The sequence below is a fragment of the Arthrobacter sp. PvP023 genome (genome assembly GCF_017832975.1).
Taxonomy (GTDB): domain Bacteria; phylum Actinomycetota; class Actinomycetes; order Actinomycetales; family Micrococcaceae; genus Arthrobacter.
In genome coordinates this window covers 246,822-262,446 of sequence record NZ_JAFIBI010000001.1, presented here as the reverse complement: position 1 = coordinate 262,446, position 15,625 = coordinate 246,822, and the positions used below count along the sequence as shown (strand labels likewise).

At 65.6% G+C, this 15,625-nt stretch carries 18 protein-coding genes and 1 riboswitch; of the genes, 12 read left to right on the top strand and 6 right to left on the bottom strand.

The window, feature by feature from the left end:
• Window positions 1-4 precede the first annotated feature (4 nt).
• The 3 genes from JOE31_RS01255 (at window position 5) to JOE31_RS01245 (ending at window position 3,034) form a co-directional block, all read left to right on the top strand.
• Window positions 5-919: a universal stress protein gene (locus JOE31_RS01255; RefSeq protein WP_209741777.1), complete on the top strand. Its 915-nt coding sequence runs from the start codon at window positions 5-7 to the stop codon at window positions 917-919.
• Window positions 916-2,439, top strand: coding sequence for an APC family permease (locus JOE31_RS01250; protein WP_011689913.1), 1,524 nt, complete (start codon window positions 916-918; stop codon window positions 2,437-2,439). Before JOE31_RS01255 ends, JOE31_RS01250 begins: the two co-directional genes overlap by 4 nt.
• A gap of 112 nt (window positions 2,440-2,551) precedes the next feature.
• Complete coding sequence (locus JOE31_RS01245; RefSeq protein WP_209741776.1) at window positions 2,552-3,034, top strand: pyridoxamine 5'-phosphate oxidase family protein; 483 nt, start codon at window positions 2,552-2,554, stop codon at window positions 3,032-3,034.
• 3 nt (window positions 3,035-3,037) lie between these two features.
• Here the strand turns inward: JOE31_RS01245 and JOE31_RS01240 are convergent, their stop codons facing one another.
• Both JOE31_RS01240 and JOE31_RS01235 read right to left on the bottom strand, forming a co-directional pair.
• Window positions 3,038-3,643: a hypothetical protein gene (locus JOE31_RS01240; RefSeq protein WP_209741775.1), complete on the bottom strand. Its 606-nt coding sequence runs from the start codon at window positions 3,641-3,643 to the stop codon at window positions 3,038-3,040.
• Window positions 3,644-3,714: 71 nt separating this feature from the next.
• Window positions 3,715-4,299, bottom strand: coding sequence for a hypothetical protein (locus JOE31_RS01235; protein WP_209741774.1), 585 nt, complete (start codon window positions 4,297-4,299; stop codon window positions 3,715-3,717).
• 162 nt (window positions 4,300-4,461) lie between these two features.
• Between JOE31_RS01235 and JOE31_RS01230 the strand changes: the two genes are divergently transcribed.
• Together JOE31_RS01230 and JOE31_RS01225 are read left to right on the top strand one after the other, a co-directional pair.
• Complete coding sequence (locus JOE31_RS01230) at window positions 4,462-4,851, top strand: VOC family protein (RefSeq protein ID WP_209741773.1); 390 nt, start codon at window positions 4,462-4,464, stop codon at window positions 4,849-4,851.
• Window positions 4,852-4,922: 71 nt separating this feature from the next.
• A complete protein-coding gene (locus JOE31_RS01225; protein ID WP_209741772.1) occupies window positions 4,923-5,102 on the top strand; it encodes a PspC domain-containing protein in 180 nt (59 codons plus the stop codon).
• Between the two features lie 9 nt (window positions 5,103-5,111).
• On the opposite strand, the gene JOE31_RS01220 is transcribed toward JOE31_RS01225, so the two are convergent.
• Window positions 5,112-6,152, bottom strand: coding sequence for a LacI family DNA-binding transcriptional regulator (locus tag JOE31_RS01220; protein ID WP_209741771.1), 1,041 nt, complete (start codon window positions 6,150-6,152; stop codon window positions 5,112-5,114).
• A gap of 127 nt (window positions 6,153-6,279) precedes the next feature.
• Here JOE31_RS01220 and JOE31_RS01215 point away from each other — a divergent pair, with 127 nt between their 5' ends.
• A complete protein-coding gene (locus tag JOE31_RS01215) occupies window positions 6,280-7,173 on the top strand; it encodes a hypothetical protein (RefSeq protein WP_209741770.1) in 894 nt (297 codons plus the stop codon).
• On the opposite strand, the gene JOE31_RS01210 is transcribed toward JOE31_RS01215, so the two are convergent.
• The gene (locus JOE31_RS01210) at window positions 7,160-7,795 is read right to left on the bottom strand and encodes a thymidylate kinase (RefSeq protein ID WP_245198896.1); all 636 of its coding nucleotides are present in this window, start codon (window positions 7,793-7,795) and stop codon (window positions 7,160-7,162) included. The two genes, JOE31_RS01215 and JOE31_RS01210, sit on opposite strands and share 14 nt — an antisense overlap.
• Before the next feature lie 194 nt (window positions 7,796-7,989).
• Between JOE31_RS01210 and JOE31_RS21410 the strand changes: the two genes are divergently transcribed.
• Window positions 7,990-8,469 (top strand): hypothetical protein, encoded by a 480-nt coding sequence (locus JOE31_RS21410; RefSeq protein ID WP_245198894.1) that lies wholly within the window; start codon window positions 7,990-7,992, stop codon window positions 8,467-8,469.
• 21 nt (window positions 8,470-8,490) lie between these two features.
• Here JOE31_RS21410 and JOE31_RS01200 read toward each other — a convergent pair whose 3' ends face one another.
• Window positions 8,491-8,895 carry a DUF5997 family protein gene (locus JOE31_RS01200; protein WP_209741769.1) on the bottom strand — a complete coding sequence of 135 codons (405 nt, stop codon included), beginning with the start codon at window positions 8,893-8,895 and terminating at the stop codon, window positions 8,491-8,493.
• A 77-nt stretch (window positions 8,896-8,972) separates the two neighbouring features.
• On the opposite strand from JOE31_RS01200, the gene JOE31_RS01195 reads away from it, so the two are divergent.
• A complete protein-coding gene (locus JOE31_RS01195) occupies window positions 8,973-9,746 on the top strand; it encodes a LysR family transcriptional regulator substrate-binding protein (protein WP_209741768.1) in 774 nt (257 codons plus the stop codon).
• A gap of 3 nt (window positions 9,747-9,749) precedes the next feature.
• Here JOE31_RS01195 and JOE31_RS01190 read toward each other — a convergent pair whose 3' ends face one another.
• Window positions 9,750-10,085 carry a hypothetical protein gene (locus tag JOE31_RS01190; RefSeq protein WP_209741767.1) on the bottom strand — a complete coding sequence of 112 codons (336 nt, stop codon included), beginning with the start codon at window positions 10,083-10,085 and terminating at the stop codon, window positions 9,750-9,752.
• A gap of 258 nt (window positions 10,086-10,343) precedes the next feature.
• Window positions 10,344-10,441: riboswitch (glycine riboswitch) on the top strand.
• Window positions 10,442-10,716: 275 nt separating this feature from the next.
• On the opposite strand from JOE31_RS01190, the gene JOE31_RS01185 reads away from it, so the two are divergent.
• The 4 genes from JOE31_RS01185 (at window position 10,717) to cycA (ending at window position 15,528) form a co-directional block, all read left to right on the top strand.
• Complete coding sequence (locus JOE31_RS01185) at window positions 10,717-12,129, top strand: L-serine ammonia-lyase (protein ID WP_209741766.1); 1,413 nt, start codon at window positions 10,717-10,719, stop codon at window positions 12,127-12,129.
• A gap of 68 nt (window positions 12,130-12,197) precedes the next feature.
• Window positions 12,198-13,205 carry a lipoyl synthase gene (gene lipA, locus JOE31_RS01180; protein WP_209741765.1) on the top strand — a complete coding sequence of 336 codons (1,008 nt, stop codon included), beginning with the start codon at window positions 12,198-12,200 and terminating at the stop codon, window positions 13,203-13,205.
• 27 nt (window positions 13,206-13,232) lie between these two features.
• A complete protein-coding gene (locus tag JOE31_RS01175) occupies window positions 13,233-14,069 on the top strand; it encodes a methylenetetrahydrofolate reductase (protein ID WP_209741764.1) in 837 nt (278 codons plus the stop codon).
• A complete protein-coding gene (gene cycA, locus JOE31_RS01170) occupies window positions 14,059-15,528 on the top strand; it encodes a D-serine/D-alanine/glycine transporter (RefSeq protein WP_209741763.1) in 1,470 nt (489 codons plus the stop codon). Before JOE31_RS01175 ends, cycA begins: the two co-directional genes overlap by 11 nt.
• Window positions 15,529-15,625 lie beyond the last annotated feature (97 nt).

Genomic DNA, 15,625 nt, shown 5'->3' with positions numbered 1-15,625 from the left:
CCAGATGCGGTACGTAGTGGGGTATTCAGCAAATGCCAGAGGCCATGATGCCGTAAATCTGGCCGTGTCACTGGCCCGGGGCCGTGGCGCCGCCCTGGACCTGGTGGTGGCCATTCCGGAAGTGTCGCCGTTCAGCGCGGCCCATGCGCCCAAGGCCGGATTCGAAACACTGCTCCATGAGCAGGCCCGGACGTGGCTCGACGAGGCGCTGGCGCTGGTTCCCGCCGATGTCCCGGCGGAAGGGCACGTTCGCACCGGTGAGTCGGACGCGCAGACCCTGATGGATGCGTGCGAGGAGTTCCAGGCGGACATGCTGATCATCGGGGCCACGAGCAACGGGCTGTTCAAGCGGTTCACGATCGGATCCGTGGCCGGTGCGCTGCTCCATGCAGCCACCGTCCCGGTGGCCCTGGCACCCCACGGATACCACCGCAGGGAAGCCCTGACCCGGATCAGTTGCGGACTCGGCGCCCGCCCCGGCGCCGACGAGCTGCTCGACTACGCCGTTTCGATGGCGTTGAACCGTGAGGTGCCCTTGCGGGTGGTGTCCCTTTTGACCCTCGACGACGGCGAGTCGCCGGAGGTCGCCGAAGCGGCCCGGAGCCATGCCGGCGACCGCGTGTCGGCCGCTCTTCTCGGCGGCGAAGCGGGCTCCCGGCCGGCTACGAAGACAGAAGTCGTTGTGGCACAGGGCGGAAGCATCGAGGAAGCCGTGGACCGGCTCGACTGGGAGGACGGCGAAGTCCTGGTGATCGGATCCAGCCGGCTGGCCAGGAGCCGGTCCATCTTCCTGGGCACCACCGCAAATCGCATCCTCCGCGCCCTGCCCGTGCCCATGATTGTGGTCCCGAGCGACTACGCACTGAAGCAAAGAACCCATTCAACGTCGAATGAAACCTCCGGAGAGGCACCATCATGACTACTGAGCACGCGACGTCCGCGACGTCGCAGTCCGACCACAAGGGCATTAGTGCCAAAGGCCTGAAGGCGGGATCGGTAGGGCTGATCGGCGCAGTCGTCATCGGCGTCTCCTGCATCGCCCCGGCCTACACCCTCACCGCAGCGCTCGGGCCAACAGTGTCCGAGGTCGGCGTCCACCTGCCGGCCATCTTCCTGGTGGGATTCATTCCCATGCTTCTCGTGGCGTTCGGCTACCGCGAACTCAACAACGCCATGCCCGACGCCGGCACCTCCTTCACCTGGGCATCGCGGGCGTTCGGGCCGTGGATTGGCTGGATGGGCGGCTGGGGGCTGATTGCGGCCACCATCATCGTGCTTTCCAACCTGGCCGCCGTTGCCGTCGATTTCTTCTACCTCATGCTGGCCCAGCTCTTCAGCAATCCGGAACTGGGCGAGCTGAGCAAGAACCTGCCGCTCAATATCGCCACAACGCTGGTGTTCATTGCGCTGGCGTGCTGGATTTCCTACCGCGGCATGGAGACCACCAAGGGCGTCCAGTATGTGCTGGTGGCGTTCCAGCTCCTGGTGCTCGGCTGGTTTGCGGTAGCTGCGTTCAGCCATGTTGCCAACGGTTCGGCTTTCGATGCCACGGCCATCTCGCCCGACTGGTTCAACCCGTTCGCCGTGGACTCCTTCTCTTCCTTCGCCGCCGGGGTGTCCCTGTCGATCTTTATCTACTGGGGGTGGGACGTCACGCTCACCATGAACGAGGAAACCCGGAACCCGGAAAAGACGCCCGGCCGTGCCGCGACCGTCACCGTCCTGGTCATCGTGATCATCTACATGACCGTGGCGCTCTCCACCCTGGCATTCGCCGGCATCGGCGACACCGGCCTGGGCGCGGGCAACCCCGACAACCAGGGCAGCATCTTCGCCGTCCTCGCCGGACCGGTCATGGGTCCGTTCGCCATCCTGATGTCGCTGGCCATCCTGAGCAGCTCAGCGGCTTCCCTACAGTCCACGTTTGTCTCGCCCGCCCGGACGCTTCTCTCCATGGGCCACTACAAGGCATTACCGGCCAAGTTCGGGCGGATCAGCCCCACCTACAAATCCCCGAGCTATGCCACCATTGCCGCAGCCATCGCCGCTGCAGCGTTCTACGTCATTACCCGGACCACCTCCGAGAACGCGCTGTGGGACACCATCACCGCACTGGGCATGATGATCTGCTTCTACTACGGCATCACGGCACTGGCCTGCGTCTGGTTCTTCCGCGCCCAGGCCTTCAGTGGAGTCCACGCGTTCTTCTTCAAATTCCTGGCGCCGCTCCTGGGCGGGGTCATCCTTCTGGTCATGTTCTTCAAGACAGCCTATGACTCCATGGATCCCGCCTACGGCTCCGGCTCCTCCGTGGGTGGGGTGGGCCTGGTGTTCATTCTGGGCATGGGCGTGATCCTGCTGGGCGTCGTGCTGATGCTGGTGATGTCCAGGCTCCGCCCGGAGTTCTTCAAGGGCCAGGTCCTGGCGCGGGGAATCTGAGCCGCGGGCCAATGGGACCCCAAAGCTCCGGACCATCGTTGAAAGTAAGCAAACTTACTAATAGGCTGGGCTGGCGGGGAACTTCCCCGTTCGACACGAACGAGGTGAATGCATGTCTGACACTGAGAACATCAGCAAAGTCACGAAGATCATCAACGATTCCCACATCGGGATGCTGACCACCATCAACGAAGCAGGCGCGCTGGTCAGCCGCCCGCTGGCCGTCCAGGAAGTCAAGGACGACGGCGACATGTGGTTCTTCACGTCGTCGGAAACTTCCCAGGTGGCGCATGTCCGCGCCGATCCGCGGGTGAACGTGGCCTTCGGCAAGAACACCGAATGGGTGTCCGTGGCCGGCACCGCCGAAATCGTCACCGACAGGCAGAAGATCCACGACATGTGGAACCAGGTGGTCGAGGCCTGGTTCCCCGACGGGCCGGACACGCCTGAGGTTGTGCTCCTGCGCGTTGATTCCGACTCCGCTGAATACTGGACCAGCCCTGGCGGCCGGGCCGCCACGGTACTTCAGTGGGTCAAGTCGAAGGTGACGAACAGCCGCATGAGTGTCGGCGAAAGCGGCACGGTGGACCTGTAGTCCTCACTGCAGTTGCCGGAGGGCCGCCAGCACCTCCGGCAACAGCACGTCGTTCCGGCCCCACACCGGATCCAGGACTTCCACGTACCAGGAATCGGCGAGGAGCAGGGCGAGTGCGTCGTTGGTTTCCTCGGACCAGTCGCGGAGTGCGTCCTCGTCCACCGGGTTCTCACTGGACCCGAGGACGGTGACCACCGCACCGCCGTCGAAAGTTACCGGGACGGCGGCCGCGCTGACCTCGCCCGGGGCGTGGCCAATGGTGATGAGTTCGGACCTGGTGGACAGGGCCACGAGTTCGGCTGCGGCCTCGGCGCTGCAGAAGCCGGTCACATATTGCCTCTGGGAATGGCCGGCATCGCCGCGCATTCCCGGCTGGGATTCCTTGGTGAAGAGGCCGTTCCTGTTGATCTCCGCCAGTTCGGCGGCGATGGGCCGCGTCTCCTCGTCGATGCTGGGTGCAAATGTTCCAGGCTGGTATTCGCTGCGGGATTCGAGCCACCGCGCAGTCAGTTCTCCGGCCGCTTCGAGGGTCGTTGCCTGCCGCCAGACTCCCCGGTCCGATCGCAACCTGCCGTGCTGGTCTCGTGTGTCCGTGACTAAAGGCTCCATTATGGGATGCTACCGCCGCCGCTTCCGGCCTTTCGAATGGTCCCGACACACCAGTTAACGTCGCGGGCCGTTTAGCGCGCCCGCACGCCCGCTGCGGCTTCCGCCCGGCCCAGGGCATGTTCCAGCCGGGTGACGGCGGGAACGTAGCTGGCGGGCTCGACTGCCCGGAGCTGTTCGGCCTCCCGCATGGCCTTGATCAGGGCCGCCGTTTCCGGCCGGCGCACATCTGTCATGTCGGGGTAGTCGATGCAGCACGCGGGATCCAGCTCATAGCGCTGCCATCTACTCAGCACTGTGCGGTGCCGTGCGGCCGCGGCTTCGATCTCCGCCTGTGCGGCTGCATCGTGGAGCCGCGCTTCCTGCCGTGCCATCAGGCGGGGACTCCACACATATGCGGTCACAGCGGTGGCGGTGGCAAGGAGTCCCGCGCCGAGGCCCAGCCACGGCGAGGCCAGGAAGGGTATGAGGACAGCAGGGAACACCACCACCAGTCCGGCGAAGCCGTCCCAGAAGACGGCGTCGGTCATTTGCCCGGCGTCGCGCCTGGCGTGGTACCGCGCCGAATAGACGGCGCCGGCCACGCCGCACACCACGACGGCGGCACAGACTGCTAGCTGTAAGGGCCCCATAGGGACCGATTCCGTGATGACAGACACCGTTCCACCTCCCACGGAACCTGCCCGGGCTGGCTGGTTCCGCTACTTCAATTGGAATCCCGCCGCGCGGGTGCGTCAATGGGCGGACCCTGGTGGGACCTGGCAGAAGCCGGCCTCCCGGCACCGTTCCCGGCCGGGCCGCGCACCGGTAGCCTAGGCTCCATGCGACTAAAAATGTGCAGCATCCACGTCAAGGATCCGGCGGCGGCCCACCACTTCTACACGGAGACGCTGGGTTTTGAAACGCTGATGGCCATGCCCGAATACAACCTGTACATCGTGAAGGACCCCGGTTCCGTCGGAGGTAGTTCGGGATCCGTGGGGCTCCTGCTGGAGCCCAGCGACAATCCCATTGCGGCGACCTACATGAACGGCCTGCACGACGCCGGGCTGCCGGCAATCGTCTTCGGCGTTCCCGATGTCCGGGCCGAGTACAAGCGGCTGGCCGCCCTCGGCATCATCTTCCAGGGCGAACCGGCAGACGGGCCCACGGGGATTTCGGTGGTGCTGGACGACGGCTGCGGGAACTACGTCCAGCTGCACCAGGACTAGTCCGTCATCACCTGGACAGGGAGCCAAGGGACTCTGGACCGGACCCGGAGACCGGCTGGTACTGTGGCCGCATGAGCGCAGCATTGGTACGGCCCAGGAATGGCAAAATGATCGCCGGCGTCTGCGCCGGCCTCGCAGCCCGGTTCGGCGTTTCAAAAGCCCTCGTCCGCATCGGCTTTGTGCTGTTCGGCCTGTTCGGCGTGGGGGAACTGGTCTACATCGCCTTGTGGATCATCATGCCCAAGGAGTAACGCCGCGGTTCATCGGGGAAGCGCTACTGATTCCCGTATGACCAGCGCGCAGTCCAGGACTGCGGGCTCGACCGCCAACACGCGCGCGCTAGCATCGCCCTCTATGGCATCAATGAGATGTTCTGTTGCCCATGCGCCCATCGCGTGGTGGGGCAGTCGTACCGTGGTCAGCGCCGGATCAAGGTTTTCCGCGATGGGTTCCTGGTTGCCGAAGCCCACCACCGACAAGTCGTCGGGAATCCGCACGCCCAGTTCGCTGGCAGCCCGGTACAGGCCCATGGCCATCGGGTCATTGAAGCAGAACACCGCCGTTGGCGGGTCCTCGAGCTGCAGCAGGCGCAGCGCGGCCTGGTGTCCTCCGGCTGCATCGGGCCGTCCGGACTGAACCAGTTCGGCACGGAATTCCAGGCCGGCGTGGGTCAAAGTGTCCTTGAACGCACGCAACCGGAAATCCGTGGCCGGGACGTCATCAATGGTGGTGACCATTCCGATCCTGGTGTGGCCGGCGTCGACCAAGTACTGGACGGCCGTGCGTGCGCCGGCTTCCCTCCCCAGGACCACCGACGGGACGGAGCGGCCGGTGTCCGCGGCGTCCACGAGCACAGCCGGAACGCCCGCAAGGCCGGCTGGCAGGCGAAGCGGACCGCGGTCCGTGGCGGCGTAAACGATGCCGTCCACCCTGCGGTCCAGCAGTGCGGCCACGCCGGATTCCCGGACCTCCTCGGAATCGGTGCCGGCGGACGTAATGACCATGATGTTGTAGCCGCGGCGCCTGGCAGCTTCTTCCGAGCCAAGAATCACACTGCCGGTGTCCGAAGCCGCGGCGAAACTTTCGCAGATCATCCCGATAACCCCGGAACGCCGGGTCCGGAGAGCCTGGGCCAGCCGGTTCGGACCATACCCAAGCCGGCGGGCAGCCTCGTGGACGCGGTCCCGGGTTTCGGCACCCACCCGGGCATAGGCCACGTTGTTGAGGACCTGGGAGACGGTGGTGATGGACACTCCTGCGGCGGCGGCCACGTCCTTGATTCCCGCTGCCTTAGTGCTCATGCATCTCCCGTGTCATCTTGTCCTGAGGCGATTCTATGTCCGGCTCACTCGGCCCGGAGACGGTAGGCGTCACGGGTCACACCTGTTCAATCGTCCGCGGCCGGAGCAGAATGAAGCAACAACATTGGTGGTGATGCCGGTGGCGCTGGTAATCGTGATTGTGTGCACGCTGTTCCTGCTGGTTGCCATCATCCTGGTCATCGTCTGGGGCGGGCGCCCCTTCCGGAGGCCCGCCGACCCTGGTGCCCCGGCTTCCCCCTTACGGCTCTACCTCTGGTGGGCCAACGTGGCAACGGCGGCCGCCCTCGCTTCGGGGATCCTGGTGGCGTGGGCCGGCGGCAGGCTGGCGATGCGCATACTGGCCCTCACCTCGCCGGCATCAGCCCAGGGCCGTCTTACCGAAGCGCAGGCGAACGTCGGATTCCCCACGATCGACGGCAGTATTGCCCTGTTGTTCTTCGGGGGACTGCCGGCAGGCTTCGCCGCGGCTTTCATCTACTTGTTCATCCGCCGCTGGCTCCCCGCCGGCCGCTGGGCGGGCCCCGCGCTGGGGGTGTTGCTCCTCCTGGTCTTCGGAGCCTCCGTGGATCCGCTTCGGGCGGAGAACATCGACTTCGCCATCGTGGGGCCGGGCTGGCTTTCCGTGGCACTCTTTTCGGCGCTGGCCGTCCTGCACGGCGCGGTGGCGGCCGCCGTGGTCGGCGCGTTCAGCCAGCGTCTTCCGCTGCCGTCCGGCCGCGACTGGAAGTACTACCTCCCGCTCGTCGGAGCCATCCTGTTCCTGCCCGTCGGCGTCCTGCTCGGCATCGGTGCGCTGGTTGTCATGCTGTGCTCGTGGCTCGCGCATGTTGGCCGCGCCGGGCGGGAACCTGTGCAAAGGGGTCCGGATGAAGTCCGGTCCCCGCGTGCCCTGCGGCGGGCAACAGCGCTGTCCTGGGGCGGCCGCGCGGCTCTGGGCCTGGCTGCAGTCGCGGCCCTGCCCCCGTTCATCACCGCTGTCGCGTCGATTATCTCGCGCTGATCCTGTCCGGCCCTGCAGCGGAAGTTGCGGGAATGGCCGGTGGCGTGCCGGCGTCGATCGCTGCGGTGAGCGCGGCAAGCACCTCGTCCTGGGCTCCGCCGGCGTCGATGCGGACGAATCCGGGGAACTCGGGAAGGGCGCGGTAGCCCTCGCTAAGGGCCGTCAGTTCCTCAAGCGTTTCGGTGTCCGTGCCGCGCAGGAGGACGCGTTCCAGGGCCTGCTCCGGAGCGACGTCGAAGTGGATCACCAGGTCCGGTTCTGGAAGGCGGCGCAGTAGCCAGCGGAGCAACCGGCCGGGCGGGAGGCCCCGGACGCTGCGCAGTGCGAGCTGGCAATAAAGGTGCCGGTCCATGACCACCAGGCCGGAAAAGTTGCGGGCGCGGGCGTGGGACACCAGAACGTTGACCGTCCGGATGACGCTCTCCAGTGCGTCCGCAAGGCGGGGGTTGAGGGGAATTCCGGAGCGCTTCGACCACTGCGACATATTGCGGCGGCCGGCATGGTTGCGTAGCAGCAGGGCCTTGCCACCGGCCAGGCGGGCGGCTTCCACGGCTGCGCGGGCGGCGGTGGTCTTTCCGGCACCGTCAATTCCGGTGAGGACGATTAGCAGGGGGTGGCTCATTTCGTTTGGGGGCGGGCAGTTCGTGCGGCGGAGGTGCTCCGGCAGTTGATCGGGTGTTGCTCGTTTAACGCGAGGCCGGCCCTGATCGTCCCCCCGCGGAACTTGTTTTCTGTTTGCCTCTCCGATTTCATGTGCCGTTAATGGCGGCGTCCTAGCGTGGTTCCTCAGGCACCATCCGCTAGAAGGGATCCATCATGGCCGATATAGCTGCTGTGCTGGGACGGCTCTCCCCGGACGAGCTCGACGAGCTTCGGGAGATTGGTCCCCAGGGCCACCTCACCAGGCGACTTGTTGATGCCCTGGACAGGGCGGCCGGCGGGTCGGGTGCGGGCCGTGGCTATTACGTGCCCACGGGAAGCGTGAGTGCAACGGGCGGACCCCACCTCGTGCTGCGCAGCGACGTCTCCGCGTGGCTGTTCGGCGGGGGACCGCAGATTCCGCACGGGAACCAAACGGGAGAAGGGACCGACGGGCCCGCACGGCAGGAATCCGACTGGTCGGAACTGCGTCCCGGCGACAAGGTGGCGGTTGTGCGGGGGAAACGCGTCACGGCGTCGGGAATTGTTGATGCCATGACCGAAGACGCATCCACGGTGTGGGTCCTTTTCGAAGGCGTTGCGCCCCGGCGAATGTTCCATCGAGGCGACCCGGACGACCTTCGTCCCGTGCGCTGACCTCCCGAAGGAATCAGCGGCTTACTCGGCCTTGGCGCGGGCTTTCTTCGCGTCCTTCTTGGCCGCTTCATCCTTGACGCGCTGCGCTTCGGCGCGGACGGCGGCGTGCGTGGAGCGCTCGGCGACCAGCCATGCCGGGGGAGCCTGCAGCAGCGCGGTGATTTCCGCCGTCGTGAGTGCTTCTTCGACACCGCCGCGGGCCAGGCCGCTGATGGAAACGTTCAGCTTCTGCGCCACCACCGGGCGGGGGTGCGGTCCGTTGCGGCGGAGTTCCGCCAGCCACTCCGGCGGGTTGGCCTGGAGCTCGGCGAAATCGGCGCGGCTGATGACCGAATCCTGGAACTCCTGGGGTGTTGCGGGCAGGTAGATACCAAGCTTCTTGGCAACGGTGGCCGGCTTCATGGACTGGGAGTTTGCAGAGGTCATGGTTCAAGGGTATCCGGCGGCAGGCCCTTCAGGGCACCAGCAGGGCTCTCCTGCAGCTCTGGCGGTACTGTGAACGTGTGTCCGCTGAAGAAGAATTCCCGCAAGTACCCGCGCCCGCTGAACCGGAAGGGCGCGTGCTGCGCTTCGCCTACGTTGCCGGAGTAACGCCGGGGAAATGGATCAGGCGCTGGGAAGAGCGGATGGCGGATGTTCCGTTGCATTCGTTTATGTCCGACGACGGCGCTCAGCTTTCAGTGCTCCGTGACGGTTCCGCCGACCTCAGTTTCGTCCGCCTGCCGGTGGAGCGCGAGGGCCTGAACGTGATTCCCCTGTATGAGGAGCAGCCCGTGGTGGTTGCTCCCAAGGGGCACGAGATTTCGGTCTTCGAAGAGGTGGCGCTGGCGGATCTTTCCGAGGAGACCTTCCTGGATGTGGCTGAGCTCGGCGGCCCGGAAGTCGCTTTGCAGGTGGTTGCCTCCGGTGCCGGGCTCGTGATCCTGCCGATGTCCGTTGCCCGCCACTTCAACGTCAAGGACACGGTGGCGCGGAAGCTTACCGGCGCACCCACCACGCAGATCGCCCTCGCATGGCCCACTGAGGCCACGCGTGACGCGATGGCCGGGGCCGGGGAACCGGCCATGGATGAAGTGATCGAGGAGTTCATCGGGATTGTCCGCGGACGGACCGCCCAGAGCTCCCGCCAGCCGTCGGCGAAGGTGGAGCCGCCCAAGAAGGAACCGAAACCGGACCGGAGGGGAACCGGCGTCAAGAAGCCCAAGGTTGCGCAGCGCTACGCTCCCAATCCGGACAAGGGCCGCGGCAAGGGATCACGCAAGAAGGGCAAGCGCTAAGGCTCAGGCGGTGCAGGCGTCCTTGAGCGCTTTAACGGATTCCGCCGGAACCTGGTCGCCCGACTCGGCGATCTGGCGCAACGGAGTGGTGATCTCGGAGGGTACGCCGGCGGTCTCGGCGCCGGCCACGAGGCCGCCCAGCAGTTCCTTGTCCTTGACGCTGACAAGCCCGTCCTCCACGAGGGCGCACACCTGTCCCTTGACCTGGTCGGCGGCTGCGGTGGCAACCTGCGAGGCGCCGTCGTTCACAGCCTTTTCGGCGGCGTCCTGGACCTGCCCGCAACCGGTCAGTACAACGATGAGGGCGGTAACGGACAGGGCGGCGAGGCTGGATTTCATGCCTCCAGCGTAACAAGCAGGCCCGTGGGGGTGGTGTCAGGAGTTTTTGTCCAGATAATGGCCGCAAAACCGCGAGTTGCGCACATTATCTGGACAAAAACTCCTACCTTCTGTCAGCCGGTGACGTGATGCCGCGGGCCGCCGGCAGTTAGGTTTCCTGCCCGCGGCCATCGTGACTTATGTGAAGTGACCCTGTTGCGGGCCGCCCCGGCAGCGGATAAAGTGTGAGCCGTGTCACCGGCAGGTGACACATGCTTTTGATCTGCGGCGGGAGAGTCCTGCCGGTACGTTCAGCAGGCGCCGTAGGAGCAAATCCTCCCCAGGAATCTCTCAGGCCCACGTACCGCCGCGGCGAGGCAACTCTGGAAAGTAGTCCGGTCCCCGGGCTCACCGACGGTGCAAGCGGCACGCTGTAACAGCAGGGTCCGCGGAAACTCTCAGGTCACATACAGAGCGGGGAGGAACCCGAATCAACGTGGCGCCCTGCGTCACCTGAATTATGGAGTTCCTCTCGTGACGATTCAGCCGTCCTCTGACACCTATACATGCCCCCGCATCTGCCTGCCCTGCCGCCTCCACGGGGGTCCCCAGCCCGCTCCGCAGCGCCTGGGCAGCTAAGGAAACCCCGACCATGGCCGTTGGTGTCTTTGATCTTTTTTCCATCGGGATTGGGCCTTCGAGTTCGCATACGGTGGGTCCGATGCGGGCTGCCGCGGTGTTCGCCGGGGAGCTTCGGGCGTCCGGGGACCTTGAGAAGGTGGCCGGGTTGCGGGTGGATTTGTATGGTTCCCTTGCTGCGACGGGGCATGGTCACGGGACCATGACGGCGATCCTGCTGGGGTTGGAGGGGTACCACCCGGAGAAGATCCTCCCGGCTGAGGTGGAGGAGCGGCTCGCGGCGATCGCGGAGACCGGGACCCTGGAGCTGGCGGGTGCGGTTTCGCTGCCGTACGGGGTGAAGGACATGGTGCTGCGGCCGTTGACGATCCTGCCGCGGCATACGAACGGGATGACGTTCACGGTCACGGATGCTGCCGGGGAGGTCCTGCATGCGGCGACGTTCTTTTCTGTGGGGGGCGGCTTCATTGTCCGTGAGGGCGAGGAGGACGCGGCGCAGCAGGAGCTGGAGGAGTCGAAGAAGGAGCTGCCGCTGCCGTTCCGGACCGCGGCGGAGCTGCTGGGCCGGTGCCAGTCCAAGGGCCTGTCCATCGGGGAGATCATGTTCGTCAACGAACGCGCTTCCCGGTCCGAGGCGGAGATCCGCGAGGGCCTGCTGCACATCTATTCGGTGATGGAGGAGTGCGTCGCGGTGTCCCTGAAGCGGGAGGGGTTGCTGCCGGGCGGGCTGAAGGTCCGCCGTCGGGCGCCGGACTGGCACGAACGCCTGTTGAAGGAGAACCGCGGCCAGGACCCCGCCTACCGCGATCCGAAGTACTGGCAGGAGTGGGTGAACCTGATCGCGCTGGCGGTCAATGAGGAGAACGCTTCCGGTGGCCGGGTGGTTACGGCGCCGACGAACGGGGCTGCCGGGATCATCCCGGCGGTGCTGTATTACGCGTTGCATTTCGCGCCGGGCATGGACCGGGCCAGCCAGGGGGACCGGGACGATGTGGTGGTGAAGTTCCTGCTCGCTGCCGCCGCGGTGGGGGTGCTCTACAAGGAGCAGGCCTCGATCTCGGGGGCGGAAGTGGGTTGCCAGGGCGAGGTGGGCTCGGCGTCGTCGATGGCGGCCGCTGGCCTGGCCGAGGTGATGGGCGGGACGCCGCAGCAGGTGGAAAACGCCGCGGAGATCGCGATGGAGCACAATCTGGGGCTGACGTGTGATCCGATCGGCGGGCTGGTGCAGATCCCTTGTATTGAGAGGAACGCGATCGCGGCGGCGAAGGCCATCAACGCCGCGAAGATGGCGCTCTGGGGCGATGGCACGCACCGGGTGTCCCTGGACGAGGTGATCGTGACCATGCGCGAAACCGGCAAGGACATGTCCTCCAAATACAAGGAAACCGCGATGGGCGGCCTCGCCGTCAACGTCGTCGAATGCTGACCCGAGCACCTGCTCCAGCACCAAAAAATTGGCCGGCCAACCGGCGCCCGCACAACGGAAAGAGAACTATGACACTGGCACCAGAAGGCCGGAAGATGCTGCGTATTGAGCAGCGCAATGCGGCTACTCCGGTGGAGCGTAAGCCGGAGTGGATCAAAGCCAAGGTCCAGATGGGCCCGGAGTTCGTCCAGCTCAAGAACCTGGTGAAGAAGGAAGGCCTGCACACCGTCTGTGAAGAAGCAGGCTGCCCGAACATCTTCGAGTGCTGGGAAGACAAGGAAGCCACCTTCCTGATCGGCGGCTCCGAGTGCACCCGGCGCTGTGATTTCTGCCAGATCGATACCGGCAAGCCCTCCCCGGTGGACATATTCGAACCCACCAAGGTGGCCCGCTCGGTCCAGGCCATGCAGCTGCGCTACGCCACCGTGACCGGCGTGGCCCGGGACGACCTCGCCGACGAGGGCGTCTGGCTCTACGCCGAAACAGTCCGGAAGATCCACGAACTGAACCCGGGCACCGGCGTCGAACTCCTGATCCCGGACTTCTCCGGCAAACCCGAACACATCGCAGCGATCTGCGACTCCAAGCCCGAGGTCTTCGCGCACAACGTCGAAACCGTGCCGCGGATCTTCAAGCGCATCCGCCCCGCCTTCCGGTACGAGCGGTCCCTGGACGTCCTCACGCAGGGTCGGAACCTGGGCATGGTCACCAAGTCCAACCTGATCCTGGGCATGGGCGAGACCCGCGAGGAAATCTCCGAAGCCCTCCGGGACCTGCACGACGCCGGCTGCGACCTGATCACCATCACCCAGTACCTGCGCCCGAGCGAGCGGCACCTGCCGGTGGACCGCTGGGTCAAACCGCAGGAATTCGTCGACCTCGCCACCGAAGCCGAGGAAATCGGCTTCCTCGGCGTCATGTCCGGGCCCCTGGTCCGCTCCTCCTACCGTGCCGGCCGCCTGTGGGCCACCGCGATGCGCAAGAAGGGCTGGGAAATCCCGGCCGAACTCGCGCACATCGAGTCCTCCGGCAGCACCCGCCAGGAAGCCAGCTCCCTCATCGCAGCACACTCCTGAGAACCATTTGATAGCCAGAGAGGACCAATGATGTTCCCCACCAGGATCGAAATCATCCCTTCAGAGGGAATCGTTGACCGGGTCCGGGCGCACGTGCCCGTGACCACGACGCTCACCGTCACGTGCCTGCCCCACCACGGCATCGAGCGGACCATGCGTGCCGCCGTGCAGCTGAGCGTGCTCGGCTACTCCGTCATTCCGCACCTCGCCGCGCGGAGCGTGCATGACCGCGCAGAGCTCACCGGAATCCTCCGCGACTGCAACGTGGCCGGCATCCGGGAAGTGTTCGTGATCGGCGGAGACCGGAAGCAGCAGGCCGGCCAGTACGGGTCCGCCCTTCCGCTGCTGGAAGACATCGCGCAGTACTCCGGCGGCATGATGCGGGTGGGCGTTGCCGGTTACCCGGAGGGCCATCCGGGGGTTGGCCCGGTGGACCTGCTGGACGCCCTGCTGGCCAAGGAGCACCTGGCCTCGCATGTCGTCACGCAAATGTGCTTCTCCGAGCCGAAGATCCTCGATTACGCTGCACTCCTGCGCCGCGAAGGGGTGCAGCTGCCCGTCTGGGCCGGCGTGGCGGGGTCCGTCCCTCGGACCAAGCTGGTCGCCCTGGCGGCGCAGATCGGCGTCGGAAGTTCGCTGACGTTCCTCAGCCGTAAAGGGCCGCTGGCGCGGAAGCTCCTCAGTGGTGACCGCTATTCGCCGCAAACCCTGGTGGCCGGGCTGGAACGCGAGCCGGGGAACATTGCCGGCATCCATCTGTACAGCTTCAACAACCTTGAGCCGGTTCCCGGCGAGCCGGATCAGGCGTCAACCTCAGCAGCACTCCAGTCCGCTTTGATCCGAGGAGCAGCACGTGACAACTAAGACCGTGACCGCCCGTCAGGAGCCGCATCTGGAGCGGCAGCTCAGCAACCGGCACATCCAGCTGATCGCTATTGGCGGTGCCATCGGCACAGGCCTCTTCATGGGCTCCGGAAAAACCATTTCAGCAGCCGGCCCATCCGTAATATTCGTCTACATGATCATCGGTTTCATGCTGTTCTTCGTGATGCGGGCCATGGGCGAGCTCTTGCTGTCCAACCTGAACTACAAGTCCTTCAGCGACTTCGCGGCGGACCTGCTGGGCCCCTGGGCCGGCTTCTTCACCGGCTGGACATACTGGTTCTGCTGGGTGATCACCGGAATCGCGGACGTCATCGCCATCGCCGGCTACTCGAAGGAACTCTGGCCTGGGCTCCCGCTGTGGATCCCTGGCCTGGCCACCGTGGCCATCCTCCTGCTCCTGAACCTCACCACGGTGAAGGCGTTCGGCGAGACGGAGTTCTGGTTCGCCCTGATCAAGATCATCGCCATTGCGGCGCTGATCCTGGTGGGCCTGTTCATGATTTTCAGCGGATTCCAGTCCGACGCCGGCCCGGCCACCTTCTCGAACCTGTGGAGCCACGGCGGCTTCTTCCCGAACGAATTCATGGGTTTTGTGGCCGGCTTCCAGATCGCAGTGTTCGCCTTTGTGGGCATTGAGCTGGTAGGCACCACGGCCGCGGAGGCCAAGGACCCGGAGAAGAACCTGCCCAAGGCCATCAACTCCATCCCCATCCGCGTGCTGCTCTTCTACGTGGGCGCGCTCATCATCCTGATGTCCGTCACGCCCTGGACCCAGTTCCAGGCCGGCCACAGCCCGTTCATCGCCATGTTCTCGCTGGCTGGACTGGGTGCCGCTGCCACCGTAGTGAACCTGGTGGTGCTCAGCTCGGCCATGTCCTCGGCCAACTCCGGCATATATTCCACTTCGCGCATGGTTTACGGCCTGGCCCAGGAGGGTGACGCACCGTCTGTTTTCGGCGCCCTGTCCCGCCGCAAGGTCCCGCAGAACGCGCTGTTCCTCTCCTGCGTCCTGCTGCTCTCCGGCGTGGTCCTGATGTACGCGGGCCAGGACATCGGCAAGGCCTTCGACATGGTGACCACCGTCTCCGCCGTCTGCTTCGTTTTTGTCTGGTCCATCATCCTGGCCAGCTACATTGCCTTCCGCAGGCGCCGCCCGCAGCTGCACGAGGCGTCCAAGTACCGGATGCCTGGCGGCGTCCCCATGGTGTGGTTGGTCTTCGCCTTCTTCGTCTTCGTGCTGTGGGCCCTGACCACGCAGCCGGACACGCTGCTGGCGCTCCTGGTGACGCCGGTGTGGTTCATCCTGCTCGGCGCCGCCTGGCTGGTGCTCCGCCGCCGTCCCGCGCACCTGGCCCGCTTCGCCACGTTCCAGGCTGAACTAAGCCAGGACATGGAGCCCGAATCCGCCGGGCGGGAACTGGGGGAGGTGAAGAACTGAGCACTGTGGAGCCGTTGAACAGCATGACGTCGGACTCGTCGGCTGCCTCGGGGGAATAACAGGGGCCCCGATGCGACTTGTTCTCTTTGGGGCGCCG